At 58.0% G+C, this 21,609-nt stretch carries 24 protein-coding genes; 17 read left to right on the top strand and 7 right to left on the bottom strand.

Features of this window, described 5'->3' with window-relative positions; translation table 11 throughout:
* Window positions 1-145: 145 nt before the first annotated feature.
* Both AO388_RS22140 and AO388_RS29415 read right to left on the bottom strand, forming a co-directional pair.
* On the bottom strand, window positions 146-982 hold the full coding sequence (locus tag AO388_RS22140; protein WP_003434091.1) for a hypothetical protein: 837 nt from the start codon (window positions 980-982) through the stop codon (window positions 146-148).
* Window positions 983-1,395: 413 nt separating this feature from the next.
* Window positions 1,396-1,533, bottom strand: a complete 138-nt coding sequence (locus AO388_RS29415) for a hypothetical protein (RefSeq protein WP_003369471.1) — start codon at window positions 1,531-1,533, stop codon at window positions 1,396-1,398.
* A gap of 458 nt (window positions 1,534-1,991) precedes the next feature.
* On the opposite strand from AO388_RS29415, the gene AO388_RS22145 reads away from it, so the two are divergent.
* From AO388_RS22145 to AO388_RS22215, 15 genes are all read left to right on the top strand, one after another.
* Window positions 1,992-2,693, top strand: coding sequence for a DUF3053 domain-containing protein (locus tag AO388_RS22145; protein ID WP_003369473.1), 702 nt, complete (start codon window positions 1,992-1,994; stop codon window positions 2,691-2,693).
* 109 nt (window positions 2,694-2,802) lie between these two features.
* A complete protein-coding gene (locus tag AO388_RS22150; RefSeq protein WP_032609627.1) occupies window positions 2,803-3,348 on the top strand; it encodes a GNAT family N-acetyltransferase in 546 nt (181 codons plus the stop codon).
* A 30-nt stretch (window positions 3,349-3,378) separates the two neighbouring features.
* Window positions 3,379-4,002, top strand: coding sequence for a glutathione S-transferase family protein (locus AO388_RS22155; RefSeq protein WP_003369480.1), 624 nt, complete (start codon window positions 3,379-3,381; stop codon window positions 4,000-4,002).
* 70 nt (window positions 4,003-4,072) lie between these two features.
* Window positions 4,073-4,498: a DUF3830 family protein gene (locus tag AO388_RS22160; protein WP_003369482.1), complete on the top strand. Its 426-nt coding sequence runs from the start codon at window positions 4,073-4,075 to the stop codon at window positions 4,496-4,498.
* A gap of 115 nt (window positions 4,499-4,613) precedes the next feature.
* Window positions 4,614-5,057 (top strand): hemerythrin domain-containing protein, encoded by a 444-nt coding sequence (locus AO388_RS22165; RefSeq protein ID WP_003369485.1) that lies wholly within the window; start codon window positions 4,614-4,616, stop codon window positions 5,055-5,057.
* Between the two features lie 48 nt (window positions 5,058-5,105).
* A complete protein-coding gene (locus tag AO388_RS29775; RefSeq protein ID WP_003369487.1) occupies window positions 5,106-5,465 on the top strand; it encodes a hypothetical protein in 360 nt (119 codons plus the stop codon).
* Between the two features lie 359 nt (window positions 5,466-5,824).
* Window positions 5,825-6,676, top strand: a complete 852-nt coding sequence (locus AO388_RS22175) for a transporter substrate-binding domain-containing protein (RefSeq protein ID WP_003416527.1) — start codon at window positions 5,825-5,827, stop codon at window positions 6,674-6,676.
* A 63-nt stretch (window positions 6,677-6,739) separates the two neighbouring features.
* Entirely contained in the window at window positions 6,740-7,402 is a 663-nt protein-coding gene (locus AO388_RS22180; protein WP_003345502.1) for an amino acid ABC transporter permease, read from the top strand.
* Between the two features lie 9 nt (window positions 7,403-7,411).
* Window positions 7,412-8,074: an amino acid ABC transporter permease gene (locus AO388_RS22185; protein WP_003434088.1), complete on the top strand. Its 663-nt coding sequence runs from the start codon at window positions 7,412-7,414 to the stop codon at window positions 8,072-8,074.
* Complete coding sequence (locus AO388_RS22190) at window positions 8,071-8,856, top strand: amino acid ABC transporter ATP-binding protein (protein WP_003345505.1); 786 nt, start codon at window positions 8,071-8,073, stop codon at window positions 8,854-8,856. The genes AO388_RS22185 and AO388_RS22190 overlap by 4 nt, the downstream gene beginning before the upstream one ends.
* Before the next feature lie 40 nt (window positions 8,857-8,896).
* Window positions 8,897-9,283 (top strand): RidA family protein, encoded by a 387-nt coding sequence (locus AO388_RS22195; RefSeq protein ID WP_003369497.1) that lies wholly within the window; start codon window positions 8,897-8,899, stop codon window positions 9,281-9,283.
* 82 nt (window positions 9,284-9,365) lie between these two features.
* Complete coding sequence (locus AO388_RS22200; RefSeq protein ID WP_003369500.1) at window positions 9,366-10,130, top strand: IclR family transcriptional regulator; 765 nt, start codon at window positions 9,366-9,368, stop codon at window positions 10,128-10,130.
* A gap of 16 nt (window positions 10,131-10,146) precedes the next feature.
* The gene (locus tag AO388_RS22205) at window positions 10,147-11,349 is read left to right on the top strand and encodes an amino acid deaminase (RefSeq protein ID WP_003369502.1); all 1,203 of its coding nucleotides are present in this window, start codon (window positions 10,147-10,149) and stop codon (window positions 11,347-11,349) included.
* Window positions 11,350-11,376: 27 nt separating this feature from the next.
* Window positions 11,377-12,300 (top strand): sugar kinase, encoded by a 924-nt coding sequence (locus tag AO388_RS22210; protein ID WP_058417134.1) that lies wholly within the window; start codon window positions 11,377-11,379, stop codon window positions 12,298-12,300.
* Between the two features lie 129 nt (window positions 12,301-12,429).
* Window positions 12,430-14,922, top strand: coding sequence for a UvrD-helicase domain-containing protein (locus AO388_RS22215; RefSeq protein ID WP_058417135.1), 2,493 nt, complete (start codon window positions 12,430-12,432; stop codon window positions 14,920-14,922).
* Between the two features lie 10 nt (window positions 14,923-14,932).
* Here the strand turns inward: AO388_RS22215 and AO388_RS22220 are convergent, their stop codons facing one another.
* A complete protein-coding gene (locus tag AO388_RS22220) occupies window positions 14,933-15,199 on the bottom strand; it encodes a DUF1652 domain-containing protein (protein ID WP_003420677.1) in 267 nt (88 codons plus the stop codon).
* Between the two features lie 389 nt (window positions 15,200-15,588).
* Between AO388_RS22220 and AO388_RS22225 the strand changes: the two genes are divergently transcribed.
* Window positions 15,589-16,668, top strand: coding sequence for a polyamine ABC transporter substrate-binding protein (locus tag AO388_RS22225; protein ID WP_058417136.1), 1,080 nt, complete (start codon window positions 15,589-15,591; stop codon window positions 16,666-16,668).
* Between the two features lie 6 nt (window positions 16,669-16,674).
* On the opposite strand, the gene AO388_RS22230 is transcribed toward AO388_RS22225, so the two are convergent.
* The 3 genes from AO388_RS22230 to AO388_RS22240 are packed head-to-tail and all read right to left on the bottom strand — an operon-like array spanning window position 16,675 to window position 19,244.
* A complete protein-coding gene (locus tag AO388_RS22230) occupies window positions 16,675-17,388 on the bottom strand; it encodes an ABC transporter ATP-binding protein (protein ID WP_003369514.1) in 714 nt (237 codons plus the stop codon).
* Window positions 17,389-17,391: 3 nt separating this feature from the next.
* Window positions 17,392-18,237: an ABC transporter permease gene (locus AO388_RS22235; protein WP_058417137.1), complete on the bottom strand. Its 846-nt coding sequence runs from the start codon at window positions 18,235-18,237 to the stop codon at window positions 17,392-17,394.
* Window positions 18,234-19,244 (bottom strand): aliphatic sulfonate ABC transporter substrate-binding protein, encoded by a 1,011-nt coding sequence (locus AO388_RS22240; RefSeq protein ID WP_058417138.1) that lies wholly within the window; start codon window positions 19,242-19,244, stop codon window positions 18,234-18,236. The genes AO388_RS22235 and AO388_RS22240 overlap by 4 nt, the downstream gene beginning before the upstream one ends.
* Window positions 19,245-19,731: 487 nt before the next feature.
* On the opposite strand from AO388_RS22240, the gene AO388_RS22245 reads away from it, so the two are divergent.
* Window positions 19,732-20,418: a hypothetical protein gene (locus AO388_RS22245; protein WP_032609586.1), complete on the top strand. Its 687-nt coding sequence runs from the start codon at window positions 19,732-19,734 to the stop codon at window positions 20,416-20,418.
* A 16-nt stretch (window positions 20,419-20,434) separates the two neighbouring features.
* Here the strand turns inward: AO388_RS22245 and AO388_RS22250 are convergent, their stop codons facing one another.
* Window positions 20,435-21,430, bottom strand: a complete 996-nt coding sequence (locus AO388_RS22250; RefSeq protein WP_003369523.1) for an aldo/keto reductase — start codon at window positions 21,428-21,430, stop codon at window positions 20,435-20,437.
* Window positions 21,431-21,609 lie beyond the last annotated feature (179 nt).

The following is a 21,609-nucleotide window of genomic DNA, read 5'->3' on the forward strand; positions in this document are numbered from 1 at the left end:
GACATGGTGGACGGCAGAGGATTGCCGAGTTTAACGGTTCGGGGCAGGGCTGGCGCCCGTTTCAGCACCCTTCGCTGCGGGCAACTGCGGATGCCTCAAGATAAACAGGTGCATTGCAGGCGTCGCTCTCTATAGTGGCGATGTACTATCCTTGAAGTGCACAACTGACTTTATGGCGAACTTCATCAAGGCTCAACTTGGGAATGACCTCATGCGGCACTCGCGAGCTCTTGGAAACATTGAATACCTGGAAGTCGCTCCCGACGACCTGTTTCGACATCAGCTCCAGCGAGGGAAGAATTCTTGATTCGTAATGCTGATCCAGACCGCAGGGTGAGCAATTGTCGCTGGATGATTCATAGAACCGGCCCACGGACTGATTCATGTCGAAACCGACCAGAAAGACGTCGTCGAAACCAAGGTGATAGGACAGTTGCAGCGCCAGATACATGACCGTTCGGGCGTCGAAAAAACCAAGTTCCAGATTCTTGCTGAAGCCGATATCCCGGCTTCTGCTACTCCATAACGAAAGTTTTCTGACCAGTGCATTTTCCCGGGAGCACAGCGCTGCAACCGTCGACAATCTGGGCGATTTCTTCAGTGCATAAGCGCGTCCGGAAGGTCTGGGAATGTCGCCGCGAAACTGATCTTCCCAAAGGCCTACATTCTCGCTGGAGCGCATTGCAGCGGCGAACAGCTCAGGCTGCTGGTTGGGGAAATCCCTGTCGGAGCAGACGTAGAACAACGGTTTTATGTTCGTGCCTGCGAACATCGAGAACGCACCGTTCATGGTGATCATGGGGATGTGCGAGAACTCTTTGATCGGGAAATCCTTTGCTGACTTCCCAGAGCCAATCAGGAAGACCGGCCCTTTTTTAGTGCCCCTGCATGTACTGAAATCAAGCACGCGCGTCGGTTCAGGCATGTGCTCGTCAACAGCATTGCGTAGGTAGCGCGTCGAATTAATTGATTGACTAGTCATGACTACCCTGTAGGCACTAGTGGCAAATTAGTTGGGACATATTGCGCAGGATGTTATTGGCTGGTGGCCAGTAATTCAACATCAAAGGGTCTGAAAAGAGTATCACACTGGAAACAACTGGCTACATAGCACGGGCGCCGATTCACGAAACGCGTTATTCACTAGATAGTTTTCGGATGTAAGGTCAGGTCGGTGATATTGATTTAATACTGATTAGCCACTACTTGATGGCGGCTGTATCGGCTTCTGTTTCTGGCAAAATATTCTGTACTTTAGATGCGCAGCGAGAAGATCGAAATATGTATCAGGACGATACATTTGCAGAGGGTAAGTTGGACGAAGTCGGTCACAAAAGGTTTTTTCTGCAAGGCCCGGTGATCACCGGGCCCGCCATTTCTGGTGCGTGTTGACGGTTAGTCGGATTTCCTTTCCTGCTTTTTCCTCCTGAACCAGCTTCCCAGCGCATGGAAAGGGTGAATGAACATCGCAATCGCTCCGAGCAGAAAGACGATGGAGACAAGGATCAGACCCAGCCCTTCGTGTGCAAACATAGTGATTGACTCCTGTTGTCACTTTGTCGGTCCGTTGAAGACTAGCCGCTGAAACGTTTCACCTCATGAAGAAATGTTAAGGAACTTTCCCGCAGTGGCTTCAAGAGAGGACCCGGCGCCATGCAGACGTACGCACGATCCGGGCGCAGATGCCCGGTTTCCTTCCGCCGAACCAGTCCGGTCGCGCGCCGACTTTGCCAGGATGATGCGCTGAAGCTGCACGCGATATTTATCTGAAACCGGGTTCGACCGGCATCCTGCTGCTCTTCGAAGGACCCGCACCGCTTGACGTTTGCACCGCCCATCACCCGAAACCCTCAACGGTCAGCTGGCATTCCGACAAGTATCTTCAATGCCGTCGTGGAACTAGATGAGGCGATGACGAGACTATAAGCACGCTCGCGTTCAGCAGGCGTGGCCTGTGAACGTGCATTCTTATGATCCCGGAGGTTACTGACATGAAGTCCCTTTTCCGTCCAGCTTTGCTGCTGGCTGTCGCTTTACCCCTGTTCCTGGCTGGCTGCGGAGACAAGGAGCCCGAGCAGCGCACTGCGTTCACTCAGTTCCTGCAAACCCGAATTGTCGACAAGCCGGGCGTGCATGTGCCCAAGCTGACGGATGAAGAAAAGAAAGCCTTTGGTGACTACACCTCGCACTACGCGGTCATCTCCGACTTCGGCGCGGGCATGGACACTGCGGTGCAGCCACTCGCCGGCTTGATGCAGAAAGGCTCCTTTCATTCGGTCAGCGATGTCATTCAACGCCGTGCAGACCTGGCCGCCGTGCAGACGGGACTCGATGAAGTGGGCGAAAAGCTGACCATCGAGCAGGGCAAGGCAGACGCGGCACGTGCGAAACTCAAGCAGCCAGAAGACCTGAAGGTGGTTTACGACAAGGCCTACGACCGAACTGTCAGCGTACCCGCCAACACCTTCCGTGAAGTGCTGCCGCAGATAAAGGGCACCTTTTCCAGTGGCCTGAAGGTTGCCGATTATGTGGACGCGCACAAATCGCAGATCGATATCTCGGGTTCGACGATCACCGTCAAGGACCCGGTGGTACAAACCGAGCTCAACAAACTGCTGCAAGAGCTGAATGAGCAGGGCAAGAACGCGCAACAAGCCCAGTCCAAACTGCAATCGCTCATGACCGGCCGCTGATAACGAGCTGCTGCGTCTGAAGTGACGGCCCGGCCCTGCTGCCGGGCCGATCCTTGTGTCAGGTATGATTCCGCCATCTGTCTACCTGACGCCGGGAATCCACCGTCTGATGATCACTCCCTCTTCAATGACCATTACCCTGCGTGATGCTGCCTCTGCGGACGCTTTGTGCCTTGCGGCGCTCGGCATGCAGGTTTTTCTCGACACCTACGCAACGCAGGGCATTCGACAATCCATCGCCCGCGAAGCGCTGGAAGCTTTCTCGCCTGCGAACTTCGCACAACTGCTCATCGAGCCGACGACATTGATCATCGTTGCGGAGTCGCAAGGGCATTTGATTGGCTTTGCTCAGGTCGCGTTGCGCACCGATCATGCAATGCTGGGCGTATCGACCGCTGCCGAGTTGCAACGGCTCTATGTGCAGGAACGTTTTACAGGGCGTGGAGCAGGGCGGCTGTTACTCGAAGCCGCCGAGCGGCGTGCAACAAGCCGTCACGCCTCGCTATTATGGGCGACGGTCTGGGTTGGCAACCCGCGCGCGCTGGCGTTTTACCCTCGTCAAGGCTATGAATTGAAAGGTGCTCCGCACTATGTGTTTCAGGGCGAGACACATGAGAATCACCTGTTTGCCAAATCGCTGATGACTACTGACTGACACGACGTTGCTGTGCAACAAGGACGCTGAATGCTGCGCATACTGGGCAAGACCTCCTCGATCAACGTACGAAAAGTACTCTGGACCTGCGAGGAACTGAAGATACCCTTCACTCAGGAAGACTGGGGGTCAGGCTTCAAACCTGCCAACACGGACGAGTTTGTCGCGCTCAACCCGAATGCCATGGTGCCGGTTATCGTGGATGATGACTTCGTGCTTTGGGAGTCCAACAGCATCGTTCGCTATCTGGCCAACCGTTATGCTGGCGACGCTGTTTATCCGCTGGATCCACGTGCCAGAGCGCAGGCCGATCAGTGGATCGACTGGCAAGGCTCGGATCTGAACAGATCATGGAGCTATGCCTTCATGTCACTGGTGCGACGCTCGAGCGAGCACCAGGACCCTGTCGCCATAGCCGCTTCCTGTGCCCAGTGGGCCAGGCATATGCAAATACTCGACAGGCAACTGGAAAAGACTGGCGCCTATGTCTGCGGCGAGCGTTTTACCCTGGCTGACATCCCCATCGGTCTTTCAGTCAATCGCTGGTTCGAGACGCCTCTCGAGCATCCCGACCTGCCCGCCGTCAATGCGTATTACGAACGCCTGAGCCATCGCTCCGGCTACCTTCTGTATGGGCGTAACGGAACTCCGTGACGGCTTGTCGGGCTCGCGTTTATCCTTGGGCACTATTCTGAGCCTTGTTGTCTGTTAAGGAGTCGTTGAAGTGACCACCATCAAAATCACCGCGGGCGGATACGAGTTTCTCGCCGAAACCCATCCGGACGCGCCGCAAACGGTGGAGGCGTTTCTCAAGCTGCTGCCTTATCGGCAGAAATTCATCCATGTACGCTGGAGCGGCGAGGGCTGCTGGGTGCCGCTGGATGATTATCAGCTCAAGCTGGATGACGCATTGATCGGTTTCGAGAACGCAACCAGCCATCCTTCGGTGGGCGACATTCTTTTCTACCCGGGCGGTTACAGCGAAACCGAGATTATCCTTGCCTACGGTTCGTGTTGTTTCGCCAGCAAGATGGGGCAGTTGGCGGGCAACCATTTTCTGACCATCACTCAGGGCAAGGAAAACCTGCGCAAGCTGGGCGTGAAGACGCTTTGGGAGGGCGCTCAGGATGTGGTTTTCGAGCGTGCTTGAGTCTGCCGTTATTGCGCGATAGGCATTTGCCAGTATTTGGTGGAACTGCTGATCTTCGCCAGGGGTCTAGTCCACGATGCTTCCAGCTCCCGGAAGCCGACCTGGAGACACGCCCTTGAATATTTTCGAAGCCCTGCGAGAAAGCCATGACCGTCAACGCAGCTACGCTGATGCCCTGATCCAGACCAGTGGCGACAGCGCCGAACGCGAGAAGGCCTACAAACAGCTCAAGGAAGAACTGCAGGCCCACGAAACGGCCGAAGAACGGTTTTTCTACATTCCTCTGATGGCCCACGACAATGGCGTGGACCTGAGCCGTCACGCCATTTCCGAGCATCATGAGATGGACGAGATGATGGAAGAGCTCGATGAAACTGAAATGTCGAGCCCGGCCTGGCTGGCCACTGCGAAAAAATTGTCGGAAAAAGTGCACCACCACCTGAAAGAAGAAGAGCAGAAGTTCTTCCAGATGGCGGGCAAATTGCTCGACGAAAAGCAGAAACAGAGTCTGGCCGGCGAATACGTGAAGGAATACGAAGAGCAATTGGCTGAGGGTTGATAGCGCTGTGCAGTGCTAGAATCGGCTTTTTATCAGCGAAGGCATGACATGAAGTTTCTGTTTCTGACAAGCGCGACGGTGATTGCGGCAACCTTATTGACCGGGTGTGCAGCGCCTTCCAGTGCTGCACGTGCCGCAGGACCCTACAAGGTCCTGTCGAGCACCAAGCAGGATGCCGCCGTTGCCCAGTGCATTCAGGTGACCTGGCAGAACGAAGCCATGTTCGGCACGTCCTCTGACGTCTTCCTTCATGACCTCTCCGGCGGCGGCTTCACCGTGTTTACCACTGAGTCGACCTACTTCGCTGACGTGCGCGGCAAGGGCCCGACCACTGCCGTTGAGTTCTATGCCCCGCAAGGCGATGCTCAGGCCGCATTGCGCTCTGCGGCCATTGCTACCTGCCTTTAAGTCTTTTCACACTGACACCTCTCATTCCCATGCGCCCGCGTGGGAATGCCGGTCTGGACGCGTTGCGTGCGCCCACTCATGCTTCGGGCTTGACCGCGTCGATACTCCACGCCCGATAACAGCGCATATGCACAAGAGTGGGGCCCTAGCACTCAGATATGGCAATCGGTAGCGTTACCTGCGCAATGCGCCCCCGCGTCTCCGCTCCAAGCCAAAATTCCAGTCTGTTGATTTATCTCGACTTTTTCATGCGGTGTTCTCCGCGCGTCCTCTGTGGCACACTTTCTGCTGTCTATTCCGTTGTTACATACCTGTATCCGCTATAGCGGAATAACAAATACTTCGGCGGAGTTTAAGTCATGCATCGCGGACCTTCCTTTGTGAAAGCTTGTGCCTTTGTTCTTTCAGCTTCATTCATGCTGGCCAATACGGTGCAGGCAGCCGAAGGCAGCAAGCTGGATGCCGTATTGAAACGTGGCAATCTGGTGGTCGGCACGGGCAGCACCAATGCCCCGTGGCACTTTCAGGGCGCGGACGGCAAGTTGCAGGGCTTCGATATCGACATTGGCAGAATCATCGCCAAAGGCCTGTTCAATGACCCGAGCAAGGTGGAATTTGTCGTGCAGTCCTCGGATGCACGTATCCCCAACCTGCTGACCGACAAGGTCGACATCAGCTGCCAGTTCATCACCGTTACCGCCAGTCGCGCACAGCAGGTGGCGTTCACCTTGCCCTACTACCGCGAGGGTGTGGCGCTGCTGTTGCCTGCCAATAGCAAGTACAAGGAAATCGATGACCTGAAGGCAGCAGGTGACGATGTGACCGTGGCCGTCCTGCAAAACGTGTACGCCGAGGAACTGGTGCATCAGGCACTGCCCAAAGCCAAGGTCGATCAGTACGACAGCGTCGACCTGATGTACCAGGCGATCAACTCCGGGCGTGCCGATACAGCGGCCACCGATCAGTCTTCGGTCAAGTACCTGATGGTGCAGAACCCTGGTCGCTACCGTTCGCCTGCCTTTGCCTGGAGCCCGCAAACCTATGCCTGCGCGGTCAAGCGTGGCGATCAGGACTGGCTGAACTTCGTCAACACCGCGTTGCATGAAGCCATGACCGGTGTCGAGTTCCCGGCTTACGCGGCGTCTTTCAAGCAGTGGTTCGGTGTCGATCTGCCGGTGCCTGCAATCGGCTTTCCGATGGAATACAAATAAGTCCACTCTGACCTTCAGCGGCAGGGCAGGCCCTCGGGCTTTCCCTGCCAGGTACGGGCAAGCATGAATTACCAATTGAATTTTGATGCCGTGTGGCGCGACTTCCCCAGCCTTCTGGCGGGGTTGGGCCTTGGCCTGGAACTGGCCCTGATCTCGATCGCGATTGGTTGTGTGATCGGGCTGGCGAATGCATTTGCGCTGCTGTCACGTTACAAGGCGTTGCGTATCGTCGCGTCGATCTATGTAACGGTGGTACGCAATACGCCGATCCTGGTGTTGATCCTGCTGATCTACTTCGCGTTGCCCGGGCTGGGCATTCGACTCGACAAGCTGGCGTCATTCATCGTCACGTTGTCGCTGTACGCCGGTGCCTATCTGACCGAAGTGTTCCGTGCCGGGCTGCTGAGCATTCATAAAGGGCAGCGTGAAGCGGGGCTGGCGATCGGCTTGGGCGAATGGCAGGTGCGGGCCTATATCATCGTGCCGGTGATGTTGCGCAATGTATTGCCGGCGCTCTCCAACAACTTCATTTCTCTGTTCAAGGACACCTCGCTGGCGGCCGCCATTGCCGTGCCGGAGCTGACCTACTACGCGCGCAAGATCAACGTCGAAAGCTACCGGGTGATCGAAACCTGGCTGGTGACCACAGCACTCTATGTGGTGGCCTGCTACGTGATCGCTCTGCTTCTGCGCACCCTCGAACAACGTCTGGCGATTCGCCGCTAGGAGGCTGTCATGTATCAACCCCCTGGCTGGTTGCAGGAATTGTGGAATGCGCGGGAAGTGCTCTGGTCCGGTTTTCTGACCAGTATCCAGTGCTCGGCGCTGGCGATTGCCGCAGGTACTCTGATCGGCATGCTGGCCGGTCTGGTGCTGACCTACGGCGGTTTTTTCGCGCGCTTGCCGATCCGGCTCTATGTGGATCTGATTCGCGGTACCCCGGTGTTCGTGCTGGTGCTGGCGGTCTTTTACATGGTGCCGGCGCTGGGTTGGCAGATCAGCGCGTTTCAGGCCGGCGCAATAGGCCTGACGCTGTTCTGCGGCTCTCACGTTTCGGAAATCGTGCGCGGCGCCCTGCAGGCCATTCCCCGTGGCCAACTGGAAGCCGGCAAGGCCATCGGTCTGCGCTTCGGCCAGTCGCTGCGCTATGTGTTGCTGCCTCAGGCCATGCGCCAGATCCTGCCGACCTGGGTCAACTCCTCGACCGAGATCGTCAAGGCGTCGACGCTGCTTTCGGTGATCGGTGTGGCTGAACTGCTGCTCAGCACCCAGCAGGTGATCGCGCGCACGTTCATGACCCTGGAGTTCTACCTGTTTGCAGGTTTCCTGTTCTTTCTCATCAACTACGCCATCGAGCTTCTTGGGCGGCAAATCGAAAAACGGGTGGCATTGCCATGACACAGACTCATAACCCCGGCCCGGCGCTGCTCAGCATCGAAGGCTTGCATAAATCCTACGGCGCAGTGGAAGTGCTCAAGGGCGTCGATCTGCGCATGCAGAAAGGCAATGTCGTGACCCTGATCGGTTCCAGCGGCTCGGGCAAGACCACCTTGCTGCGCTGCGTCAACCTGCTGGAAGAGTTTCAGGGCGGGCATATCCGTCTTGAGGGGCAGGACATCGGCTACAGCAACGTAGACGGCAAGCGCACCCGCCATCCGGAGCGTCTGATCGCGCAACACCGGGCAATGACCGGCATGGCCTTCCAGCAATTCAACCTGTTTCCGCACCTCAGCGCCTTGCAGAACGTCACCCTGGGCTTGCTCAAGGTCAAGAAGATGCCCAAGGATCAAGCCGTTGCGCTGGCCGAAAAGTGGCTGGACCGGGTCGGCCTGCTGGAGCGGCGCAATCACTTCCCCGGTCAGTTGTCCGGCGGGCAGCAGCAGCGTGTGGCGATTGCACGCGCCATTGCCATGAACCCCAGCCTGATGTTGTTTGACGAAGTCACTTCGGCACTCGATCCGGAGCTGGTGGGCGAAGTGCTGAGCGTCATCAAGGACCTGGCCGAGGAGGGCATGACCATGCTGCTGGTGACGCACGAAATGCGTTTCGCCTACGAAGTGTCGGATCAGATCGTGTTCATGAATCAGGGCCGCATCGAAGAGCAGGGGCCACCCAAGGCCTTGTTCGAGCAGCCGAAGTCGGCGCGCTTGAGCGAGTTTCTCAAGAACATCCGTTTTTAAACGTTCACTACGTCCAATGCTTCAAGACAAGGAAAAACTCATGACTATTACCCGTTATGGCGCAGGCAGCACAGCAGGAGGCGGCCAGCCACGCCCATTCGCTCGCGCCGTCGAGGCTGACGGCTGGTTGCACGTTTCCGGCCAGGTACCTGCGCTGGATGGCGAGATCATCGTCGGCGGCATCGTCGAGCAGACGCACCAGACCATGCGCAACCTGATCGCAATTCTTGAAGAGGCCGGTTATGCGCTCAAGGATGTGATCCGGGTCGGTGTATGGCTGGAGGACCCGCGGGACTTCTGGAGTTTCAACAAGGTATTCGGTGAGTACTTCACCCCCGAGCATGCGCCGGCACGCGCTTGCGTTCAGGCCAGCATGATGGTCGACTGCAAGGTCGAAATCGACTGTATTGCCTACAAACGCAAATAGCACACGTACAGCTACACGTTGCAAGCCGGAAGCCCGATCACCTGAGGCTTTTGGCTTGCCGCTTTCCCAAGGAACGAATCTCATGACCGAAGACACTATCAAGCGCCGGGCACGTGGACTGGACCGGGCGTTCGATATCCTGGATTTTCTCAAGGAAAAGGCCAGGCCCATGCGCCCCAATGAGATTGCCAGCGGGATCGGCAGCCCCAAATCGACGGTTTACGAGCTGGTGGCATCGTTGCTGGAGCGGCGGATTCTGGAGACGGTGGGCAAGGACGGGCATGTCTATCTGGGCCGTCAATTGTATTTTCTGGGGCAGGCACACTTGCGGCACTTCGATTTCACTCGCGAGGCCGAGGCCTGCCTGTGTGAGATCGTCAGCCGGACGCGGGAAACTGCGCAGATGTGCCTGCTCAATGGTCGCAAATACACCGTGGCGCTGATGAAGGAGGGTGAGCGTCATTTCAGGATTTCTTCGGACATCGGCGAGAACGCGCCCATCCCATGGACGGCGTCCGGACGTCTGTTGCTCAGTCACCTGAGCGATCAGCAGATCATCGACCTGATCGACCCCGACGACTTCATTCTGCCGGGGGGCGAACGTCTGCCGCTGGAGACCTTTCTTCGGGAAATCCGCAAGGCCGGCGAGGAGGGCTTCTTTTCCTTCAATAGCGTGGCTGACACCTTCACCCACTGCTTCGCCGCTCCGGTGAACAACGAACACGGTCAGTGCATCGCCACGCTGTGCATCGTCGCGCCGCGTGCCGACGCCAAGACCCACTACGACGACTATCGGCGGGTGCTGATCGAAAGCGCCAATGGCCTGGCTCGCCGTATCAATGAATAACCGCAGGAGATTACCGATGAGCACCGCCGTAATGGACAAGGGTACTGCGCAGCCGGGTGACAGCCTGGTCAGTGATGTCAGCCTGCCCGCACTGGTAATTCATAATCAGGCGCTGCAACACAATATTCGCTGGATGCAGCAGTTTGTCAGCGACAGCGGTGCAGAGCTGGCACCGCACGGCAAGACCAGTATGGTGCCCGCGCTGTTTCGCCGGCAATTGGACGCAGGCGCATGGGGCATGACCCTCGCCACGGCGGTCCAGACGCAGGCCGCTTATGCGCATGGCGTGCGCCGGGTGCTGATGGCCAACCAATTGGTCGGTGCGCCGAACATGGCAATCGTTGCCGACATGCTGGCTGATCCCATGTTCGAGTTTCACTGCATGGTCGACCATCCGGACAATGTCACTGCGCTGGGCGAGTTTTTCGCTGCGCGTGGCCTGCGTTTGAACGTGATGATCGAATACGGCGTACCTGGCGGGCGTTGCGGCTGCCGTAGCGAAGAGCAGGTGCTGGCACTGGCCGACGCTGTTCTGGCACAGCCGGCGCTGGCATTGACCGGCATTGAAGGGTACGAGGGCGTCATCCACGGCGACCACGCCATCCAAGGCATCAAGGCCTTTGCCGCATCGCTTGTGCGCCTGGCTGTCGACCTGCAGGACAAGGGCGCCTTCGCCCTGGATCGCCCGATCGTCACAGCCTCCGGCTCGGCCTGGTATGACCTGATCGCCGAAGCCTTCGATGCCCAGTCTGTTCGCGAGCGCTTCCTCAGCGTGCTGCGGCCCGGCAGCTATGTGGTGCATGACCACGGCATCTACAAGGACGCGCAGTGCTGCGTGCTGGATCGGCGCGCCGAATTGAGCGAAGCACTGCGCCCGGCCCTGGAGGTCTGGGCGCATGTGCAATCCCTGCCGGAACCGGGCTTTGCAGTGATTGCCATGGGCAAGCGCGATGTTGCCTACGACGCCGGGTTGCCCAACCCGCTGCTGCGTTACAAGCCAGGCGTGCAATCGGCTGGCGACGATGTGAGCGCCTGCAAGGTGACGGCGGTTATGGACCAGCACGCGTTCATGACGGTTGCACCCGGATGCGAGTTGAAGGTCGGCGATATCATTTCCTTCGGCACCTCGCACCCGTGTCTGACGTTCGACAAGTGGCGTTCAGGTTGCCTGGTGGATAATGACCTACACGTGATCGAGTCTTTCAGTACATATTTCTAGTCAAAGTATTTGCAGGAGTATCGTCACATGAGCCTTCCACGGGTCGCCCTGATCGGCGAATGCATGATCGAACTGCAACAACATGCCGATGGCAGTCTGCGCCAGAGCTTCGGCGGCGACACACTCAATACGGCGGTCTACCTTTCCCGATTGCTGGGTGAGCGGGCCAAGGTCGACTACGTTACGGCACTGGGTGACGACAGCTTCAGCGATGCGATGTGCCGGATCTGGGCGGACGAGGGCATCGGTCTGGGCAAGGTGCAGCGCCTGCCCGGACGCTTGCCGGGACTCTACTGCATCAAGACCGACGCCAATGGTGAGCGGCGCTTTCTCTACTGGCGCAACGAAGCTGCCGTGCGGGACTGCTTCATGACCCCGGCGGCCGAGCCGATCCTGGCAGCGCTGGCCAGCTATGACGTGCTGTATTTCAGCGGCATTACCCTGGCAGTGCTTGGCGAGCAGGGGCGTGCCAAACTGCTGGAGGCATTGGCGCGTGCTCGTCAGCGCGGAGTCAGGGTCGCCTTCGACAACAACTATCGTCCGCGGCTGTGGGCCAGTGTCGAGCAGGCCCGCGAAGCCTACCGTGCGTGTCTGCAGCATGTGGATCTGGCCTTGCTGACCGAAGACGACGAGCAGGCACTGTATGGCTATGCCGACAGCGAACAGCTGCTGGCCGCCTATCGCGGGCGCGGCATCGGTGAAATCGTCGTCAAGCGTGGCGCGCAGAGTTGCCTCGTCGAAGCCGGCGGCGAACGTTTCGACATCGCAGCGCAGAAGGTCGAGCGTGTGGTCGACACCACGGCAGCGGGTGACTCCTTCAGTGCTGGCTATCTTGCGGCCCGGCTCACGGGTGACCACCCGCTGCAGGCGGCGGAAGCAGGGCATAGTCTGGCCAGTATCGTGATCCAGCATCCAGGCGCGCTGGTGCCCAAGTCGGTCATGCCAGTCTGATGGCACTTGCCACAGAACATGCAGTTGATCGGCTAACACACTGACAGACAAGCATTTCGCTGGAACCCGCGCGAAAATCCGGCCACCATAGGCGACCTTTTCGCCTGCGAGCCCACCACCGGAGTCTGCGTGCCTGACGACCTGCCTTCTGCGCTTCCTCATGACCTGGATGTCGACCTTGTACCGCCCCGGCAATTGCCGTTTTTTCGACGCCTGTTGGCGCGGCTGATGGGGCGTGGTCTTACCGGACTGCGCTCGCAGCACGCGCCCTCATGGTCGCAGGGGCATGCCGACGGTTATCTGAACGGCCACATCGAAGGCGTGCGTGAAGGCTATGAAGAGGGTTATCTGGATGGCCAAGAGTCGGGCCGTCAGGTGCTGGTCATCAGCGATACCCGGCCAGCACGGCATCGTGGCCCCAAGGTCGATGATCATCTGTTCGATGACTGGCGACTGGCACTCACACCTGAACTGAAAAAGCGCATCAAGGCCGATGTCGCCGAAAAGCTCCCCGCACATGCCCAGCCCAGCACGGCACAGTGGAAGATGATTTTCAGCGACACGCCGTCGACCTACGTGATTGCCGGGGCGGGCGCGGGCAAGTCCACGTCGCTGGTACTGCGGATTCTGCTGCTGCATCACTACCTGGGCTTCGAACTGAACGCCATGACGGTGGTGACCTTCACCCGCGAGTCGCGCAAGGACTTCATCAGCAAACTGATCGACATCATGGCCCTCTGGGGGCATGCGCTGGAGCAAAAGCAGGCGCGCGAGGTAGTGCGCACCTTCCATTCACGCATTCTGCCGCTGGTGCGCAGTCTGCCGGGGTTTGAGCAGCTGCGCGCGTTCGAGAACCTGAGCAGCCAGTCTTCCGGTCTGGAAGAGGCGGACAGCAACCCCTTCGACTTGCGGATCAACGATGCGCAGCGCCAGCAACTCAATCTCTGCTATCGCGATCTGTACGCTGGCAATGAGCGTTTTCGCGAAGTCATGGCGCCGCTGTATCGCCATGCCCTGCAGCTCAAGGAACTGGACCGCGATCACCCTGATGTGCAGAAACGGGTCGCCGTGACCGAATTGTCCTCGAAACGCGATGAAGAGTGGTGTGACACCGTTGAAGACTTGTGGATCCGCGCCGGGGCCTGGCCTATAAAGGGCATTGAGCCCATGCGCCAAGCTGTTGAAATAAATGGTTTTTCATTTTCGTTTCACGGCTATATCGCTGAGCTGGATGCTTGGGTTGTGCTGGGTCTGGACGCCAGTGAGGACCAGCAACTCAAGCGCCCTGGCGCCAAGTTACCGGTGTGGGCAGAGGGCGTCATAAAGCGCACCCTGTTTCAAGCTTTCTGCAATAAGCCTTTGATATGGATGGATAATTACCAGTCAGCCAATCAGGTTTTGCAATCCCTGGCAGGCGATGCCGTCGCGGGGCCTGGATTCGATTACCGGGTCAAGGGCGAGCTCGGTGCGGCACCCTTGCTTGACTGTTTTGTCACGGCTGCCAGCTTCATCGAGAACCTCGGGCTGGATGTGCCGAGCGCTGTATCCGAGATGAGTTTTGCCAGCGATGACCCGGACCGTTTCTTCTTCGAAGCGCTCAGCCTGTTCTGGAAAGCCTTCGAAACGCACCTGCTGGCTCAATCGCCGCCGATCATGACCTACAACCGCATGTTTGCCTTGTTCGGCGAAACGTCTCCCGAGAACCTCAAGCACGTCAGTGACCCGATGCTCAGACCCTTGGCGCATTTGATGATCGACGAGTTCCAGGACGTCTCGCCGCAGATCGTTTCATGGCTACGCGCCAGCCTGCGCGAAATCAGGCGTCGTGGTCCGGCATTGCACACCGGCCGCATCGCTCAGCACTCATCGTTGTTATGTGTCGGTGACGATTGGCAGTCGATCTACGGCTGGCGCGGCAGTTCACCGAAATACTTCATGGAGTTCGCAAAGGAGTTTTCCTCCCCGGCGACCACCAGGGTCATGCTCAGCGACAATTTTCGCAGTCATCAGCACATCATCGACGCCGCCGAGCACATCGTCCGTGCGGCCCCGGCTATCCCCGGCAAGAAGGCCCGCGCCAGTGGCACGCTCCAGGAGCTGCTGCCGGTCAAGGTACTGGATCGCGATGAGGACGAGCTTGCCGAGCGGGTCGCCGAGCACTATCACGATGGCGACTCGATCCTGCTGCTGTACCGCAAGGGCAGCGAGAAGGCACGTTTCTCGACGCGCCTGCAGGTATTGATCGACGCTGATTCGGCAAATGGCGCGCAGAATCGCCGCATCCGAACGCTGACCTACCACAGTTCCAAGGGCTTGCAGGCGGATGCCGTATTTCTGCTGGGCGATTGTCAGCATCTGACCGTCTCGCCATACAAGAATCAGGTTTACCGGTTGGCAGGGCTGGGTGATGCGAGTGATCTTCAGCCATTCGATACAGCACAGAAGGATGAAGTCTTGCGTCTGGCCTATGTCGCCATTACTCGCTCGGCGCGGCACTGTTATTGGTATATCGATGAAAGCGCCAGTTCGGGAGAAGCAGTTCAGGTGCCCAAAGCGTCAGACAGGATTGCCCGCGACAAGCCTTTCTTCGAAGACCTGCGTAACAGGGTTCGTGCTGGCTGAGGCGTTCATGTCAGATGAAACCGGCGATCTGTCGTTGCGTCTGAGTGCCGAATAACTCCAGCTCGTCCTCGATCGCTTCGATGATGCGCTCCACGTCTGCGGCATTCATCACGGTAGAACAGGGCAGGCCGGCAATGGCGACCACGGTCTCACCGCTGGCACGGTCGAAAAGTCGCGCAATCATGCTCCCTGGCGCATCCATCGAGGCTTCAAAGCCCACGGGATGGAAGTGCCAGCGCATCAGTTGGCATGCATTGGGGAATGTGACTTTAGTCATGACGATGGCCCACCTGAATCAATCGAGCACTTCCCTTGCTCCAATGGGTAGGCAGACAGCCAGAATGCGTCCGGTAAAGCCATGATGACGAGACGATGACCAGCAGTACGCATCATCGGTCGGTCAAGTTGCTTTCCAGCAGGATCGCTGAGCGGTCTGACGAATACTGAAAATAGCATTTGCCAGTGCCGTTCTGGAAAAATTTTTTATGACGCAGCATAAAAAAATCAATTATATGACCGGTGTCATTCGAAGGTATCAATGGGCACGCTCCATGCATCTGCCGAGCCGCTGCCGCAAGTCCTTCAACGGACTGAATTTGCCGTGACGAGGATGGTTTTCGTGCCGGGTCTGGGGCAAGCTGTCGCTATTGACCCGAGGAACTGCACATGCTGAGAAAATCCCTTGCCGCACTGGTGTTGCTGGCCTCCACCAGTCACGCGGCGGAGACGGTCAATATCTACAACTGGACGGACTATATAGCGCCGGACACCCTGAAGAATTTCGAAGCCGCCACCGGCTTCAAGACCACTTACCAAACCTTTGAAACCAATGAGGCGCTGAACGCAAAACTGCTGGCCGGCCACTCCGGCTACGATGTGATTTTTCCGTCCATTCATTTCATGGGAAGACAAATCCAGAGTGGGCTGCTCAAAACCCTCGACAAGCGTCAATTGCCCAACTGGAAAAACCTCAACCCGGTCCTGCTCAAGGCGCTGGAGGGCAGTGACCCCGGTAATCAGCATGGTTTCCCCTATCTGTGGGGCAGTACCGGCATCGGCTATGACGTAGCCAAGGTCAAGGCCATCCTCGGCAAGGATGTACCGCTCGATTCATGGGATCTGGTGCTCAAGCCGGAAAACATGAAAAAACTCGCCCAATGCGGTGTCGTATTTCTCGACAGCGCACCGGCTCTTCTGCCGATCACCCTGAATTACCTTGGCTTGCCGCCGCACAGTGAAGTGCCTGACGACTACCGTCAGGCAAAGGCGGTACTGGACAGCGTACGGCCGTACATACGCAATTTCAGCTCTGCCGATTACATCGCCGACCTCGCGAAGGGCAGTATTTGTGTCGCAGTGGGCTATTCCGGGGATATTTCCCAGGCTCAGGAGCAGGCGCAGAAAGAAGGCAATGGCTTTACCATCGATTATGTCGTTCCGAAGGAGGGCGCACCCATGTGGTTCGACATGGTCGCCATACCGGCTGACGCCACCGATACCAAGGGCGCCTACGCGTTTCTGAATTACCTGTTGCGCCCCGAAGTGATCGCCAACATCACCAATACGGTGCATTACGCCAATGGCAATGAAAAGGCCGACGCGCTGATCGGTCCCGGCCTGTGGACCGATACCACGGTGTACCCGGACGCCGACATGCTGAGCCGCCTGTTCGTGATGTCTCAGGTCTCGGACACTATCAATACGTTGCGCGAGAAGCTCTGGGACACATTCAGGGCCGGCAGGTAACGCTGTTCAGATGACATGGGCCTGCTGCAGCTCGGTCAGCGCCTGAGCCTTCAATCGCGCCAGCAGCGGATCGCGACGATCCCTCGGTGTCTGCAGCCCGACCGGCAAATCGTGGGTGATTGTGCCGGGACGGCTGCCCATCACCAGAACACGGTCACTCAGGTACAACGCCTCGTCGACATCATGGGTCACCAGCAACAGGGTGATGGCATGGCGCGCAGCCAGTTGCAGCAGCAGGTCCTGAAGCTTCATCCGGGTAAACGCATCGACTGCGCTGAACGGTTCATCCAGCAGCAACACCGCCGGGTGCGAATACAGGCCGCGCGCGATCGCCACACGCTGCGCCATGCCACCTGACAGCGCTTTGGGCAAGGCGTCGGCAAAACCGGACAGGCCCACTTCTTCGATCAATTGACCGACCCAGCGGCGGTCGTAGCGGTCATCATCACTGAAACCGATATTCTGTGCGACGGTCAGCCAGGGCATCAGGCGGGGCTCTTGAAACACGAACGCCACTTCGCCCTGAATGCGCCGCACCGAGCCACGAAAATCCTGCTCCAGTCCGGCGACAATTCTCAGCAGCGTGCTTTTGCCGCAGCCGCTGGGGCCCAGCAGGCTGACGATTTCCCCCGACTGCAGCGACAGATCGATGCCGTGCAGTACGGTATTGCCCGCAAATGCCTTGTGGTCGACGCGTATGTCCATCAGTGATTCCGGCATCTATCAACCCTCACGGCTTTGCCCGTTGAATGTGTCGCGCCAGGCCAGGAAGCGTTTTTCCAGGTTTGCCAGCAGACCGTCGCTGAGTTTGCCCAGTGTGGCCAGAACGATGATGGCTGCCAGCACGATGTCCGGGCGCGAGGTTTCGCGTCCGTCACTGAGCAGGTAGCCCAGGCCTTTGGTGGCCGCGATCAGCTCGGCGGCCACCAGAAACATCCACGACAGGCTCATGCCGTTGCGCAAACCGGTAAACAGGCCGGGCAGGGCGGCGGGCAGAAGAATGCGCCGGGTCAGGCGATAGCGGCTCAAGCCATACATCTGGCCGACTTCCACCAGCTTTCGGTCAATGCCTCGAATCGCGGCCACGCCGTTGAGGTAGACCGGAAAGAACGCGCCGATGGCAATCAGCACGATTTTCGATGTTTCGCCAATGCCCAGCCACAACAGCAGAAGCGGCACCCAAGCCAGGCTTGGAATGGAGCGAAGCCCGGCGAACGTCGGCTCCAGATACGCCTCTGCTTCACGACTGAGCCCCACCCACGCAGCAAACACCAGGGCCAGGCTCGCGCCGATCACAAAGCCGCTGAGCACACGCAACAGACTGGCACTGATGTGCTTCCACAACGCACCGTCCGCCAGATCGCGAAGGGTCAGCACGATCTCGCTGGGCGCTGGCATCTGGTAGGCAGGCAGCCAGCCGATACGGACGATAACTTCCAGCAGGACGATGATCGCCGCCGGCACCACCAGGCCCTTGAGTGGCGTTCGGTAGCGCTGCCAAAGCGTTGGTTGCGACTTGTCCGGTGCTGCCTGCGCTGATGCAGACAACGCTTTGTCCCGGCTGGTCATGGAGTGGCGATCACGGCTTTGGAGAATTCAGGCGTGATCAGTTGATCGATGACCTGCTCGACATTGACGCCTTTGCGCACCAGATCCTCGGAAACCAGAATCGGCGCCGCGGCCTTGGACGCTTCCATGTCTTTCGCGCTCAGTTGCGGGTTGCTCAGGTCTGTGCGGGTCAATTGCAGCCTGGCGACTTCCAGCGGCAAACCCGACTCGGTCGCCAGCAGCCTGGCCAGCTCGTCAGGGTTTTTCACTGCCCATTCCCGAGCCTGCTCATAAGCGCTCAATACTGTTCTGATCGCCTGTGGATGCTCCTTGGCGTAGGTTTCCGTGACGCTCAGTACGCCATAGCTGTTGAAGTCCTTGTTGCGGTAAAGCAGGCGCGAGCCGGACTGTATTTCACTGGCCGCCATGTGCGGGTCAAGCCCTGCCCAGGCATCTACGTTGCCTTTTTCGAGTGCGATGCGTCCATCGGGATGCTGCAGGTGCAGCAACTCGACATCATCCTTTTTCAGCCCGGCCTTCTGCAGCGCGCGCAAGGTGAACAGATAAGGGTCGGTGCCTTTGGTGGCGGCTATTTTCTTGCCTTTGAGTTCGGCAACCGATTGCAGGGGAGAATCCTTGCGCACCACCAGAGCCGTCCATTCTGCCCGGCTGTAGACATACACCGATTTGATCGGGCTGCCATTGGCCCGGGCCAGCACCGCAGACAGGCTGGCCGACGATGCAAAGTCGACGCTGCCACTGTTCAGGTATTCCAGCGAGCGGTTGCTGCCCTGGCTCAACACCCAGGTGACTTTCGCCTCCGGCAGGGCTTTCTCCAGCCAGCCAAAATGCTTGAGCGCCAGGCTGACCGGCGAATAGTAGGCATAGTCCAGACGGATTTCGGCAGGTACGGCCTCGGCGGCCTGCACCGCGCCGTTGAGGCTCAACGCCAATACGCAGGTGCTGGCCATCCAGCGAATCAGCGCACGGGGAGACAGCAACCGAAAGGAAACGGAGGGTTGTGGCATAGTGGCATCCAGGTCAGGAAAACTAGAGCCGCAGCGACCGGCTGGTATATTCCAAAACAGGCAGTTCGCAGGGCGTGAAATTCAGAACAGGAATATTGCACGCTCTATGCCAAACACCAGGGTGCTTGAATTCCGGGGCCTTACGCGGTTTTCCGACGTCCGTGATGTTGATCTGACAGCGGTCTGTTGAATGGCTGTTGCCAGGCAAACAGTCGGTCTGATGACCCATCTTTCGACGATTTTTTGACATTTTCTCTGCTTGTCAGACGATTTTTTTGCCGGTATTGCAACAGAATCGTTTTTTGACACTCTTAATCGTCCACATTCTTAATTTCGAAACATGTGCGCACTAAGATTCGCGCGTGGATTCGCGCGTGACCCTGTTTGACTGATCCGCAGAAATTTCCAGGGCGAGCTGCACAAGCCTGCGTATTCGCACTAGCCAGATGGCTGTCCCCTTTCAAATGCGCACCGGACTCAGAAAATAATGAATATGCCGAAAATGCCTTCCATCACCCGACTTCAGCGCCGTCTTGCGTGGTGCTTCTTCCCCTCCTTGCTGGTGGCTTCGGCCCTGGCCCTGTTCACCATGGGCAAAGGCGTGCATGCAGAGCCCAAGAATGGCACCCAGACACTGGTATTCCTTCGGCATGCCGAAAAACCGGCCATGGGGTTGGGGCAACTGAACTGTCAGGGGCTTAACAGGGCGATAGAACTGTCGGAAGTCCTGCCCAGGGAATTCGGCAAGGCTGACTTCATTTTCGCTGCCAATCCGAGCCGACATGTGGAAGAGGGTGAGGGCGATCAGTCCTACAGCTACGTGCGTCCGCTGATGACGGTAGGGCCCAGCGCAATCAAACTGGGTCTGCCCGTCAACCTCGACTTTGGTGCCAACGACACCGCAGACCTGGCCGATGAGCTGATGCGGGACAAGTACCACAACGCAGTTATCTACACCGCCTGGTCGCATGGCTACCTGCCGGAGCTGATCAACAAGGTTGCTGAAGAAGCGTCCGGCAAGAGCACTAACCTGCTGGATGACTGGACGAACGATGATTTCGACTCAGTGATTGTCGTCACCCTGAAATGGGTCGATGGCAAGGCCACGCTCGATTACAAGAATCAAAAACAGGGCCTCAACAACGGCACCGAGACCTGCCCTGAGGCGACCTGATCTCGAATCGCAAGCGTTAGCCATTGAGGGACTTCATCGACTCCGCGCTATAGCGCTCGCCGGATGCCGACCCCTGAGCCGGAAAAATCGCTTCCAGCTGGGCAAGGTCATCGGTACTCAGCGTCAATGAAGCTGCGGCCACGTTGCTTTCCAGGTACTTGCGCTGTTTGGTGCCCGGGATCGGAATGATGTCCTCTCCCTGGGCAAGCACCCAGGCCAGCGCCAGTTGCGACGCGCTGATGCCTCTGGCCGTAGCCAGTGCCTTGACCTTCTCGACCAATTGCAGATTGCGATTGAAGTTTTCGCCCTGAAACCGTGGAGTGAAGCGACGATAGTCATCGGCCGCGAAATCGTCCGGAGTGCGCAATTCACCGGTCAGAAACCCCCGGCCGAGCGGACTGTAAGCCACGAAAGCAATGCCCAGGCGACGGCAGGTGGCAAGCACGCCATTCTGTTCCGGATCGCGTGACCAGAGTGAGTACTCGCTCTGCACAGCCGCCAACGGATGTACCGCGTGGGCCTTTTCGATGGTCGCTGCACTGGCTTCACAGATGCCTATATGGCGAACCTTGCCAGCCTTGACCAGTTCGGCCATGGCGCCAACGGTGTCCTCGATGGGCACCTTTGGGTCGACGCGGTGCTGATAATAGAGATCAAGGTAATCGGTGTTCAGCCGCTTCAGACTGGCGTCGATGGACTGGCGAATGTACGCCGGGCTGCCATTGACGCCACGTGCATGCGGATCGTCGCCACGCACGATGCCGAACTTACTGGCCAGATAAATACCTTCACGCTTGCCTTCGAGGGCCCGGCCAAGCAAGGCTTCATTGGTGTGCGGGCCGTACATGTCCGCTGTATCGAAAAAGGTGACACCGAGCTCCAGTGCGCGGTGCAAGGTGGCGATGGATTCCTTTTCATCGATGCCGGTGGTGTAGAAGTCCGACATTCCCATGCAGCCCAGCCCGACGGCGGATACGTGCGGACCGAGTTGACCCAATTGGCGCGTGATCACAATGAGTGCTCCTGATCGTTGAAAGAGCCATCAAGTCTCTACGCTTTGGCTGGCGCAATAAACCTGGTGTTTCTTATTTCACCGTTGTGAAAATCCGAATAATTAACGTTCACCAAGCGCGAGAGCGTGCGGCGTCAATCCGACAAACCGTACTAGTCACAAAATCACCAGTGGAGTAC

This window comes from Pseudomonas sp. ICMP 10191, assembly GCF_001467335.1.
Classification (GTDB): Bacteria; Pseudomonadota; Gammaproteobacteria; order Pseudomonadales; family Pseudomonadaceae; genus Aquipseudomonas; species Aquipseudomonas cerasi.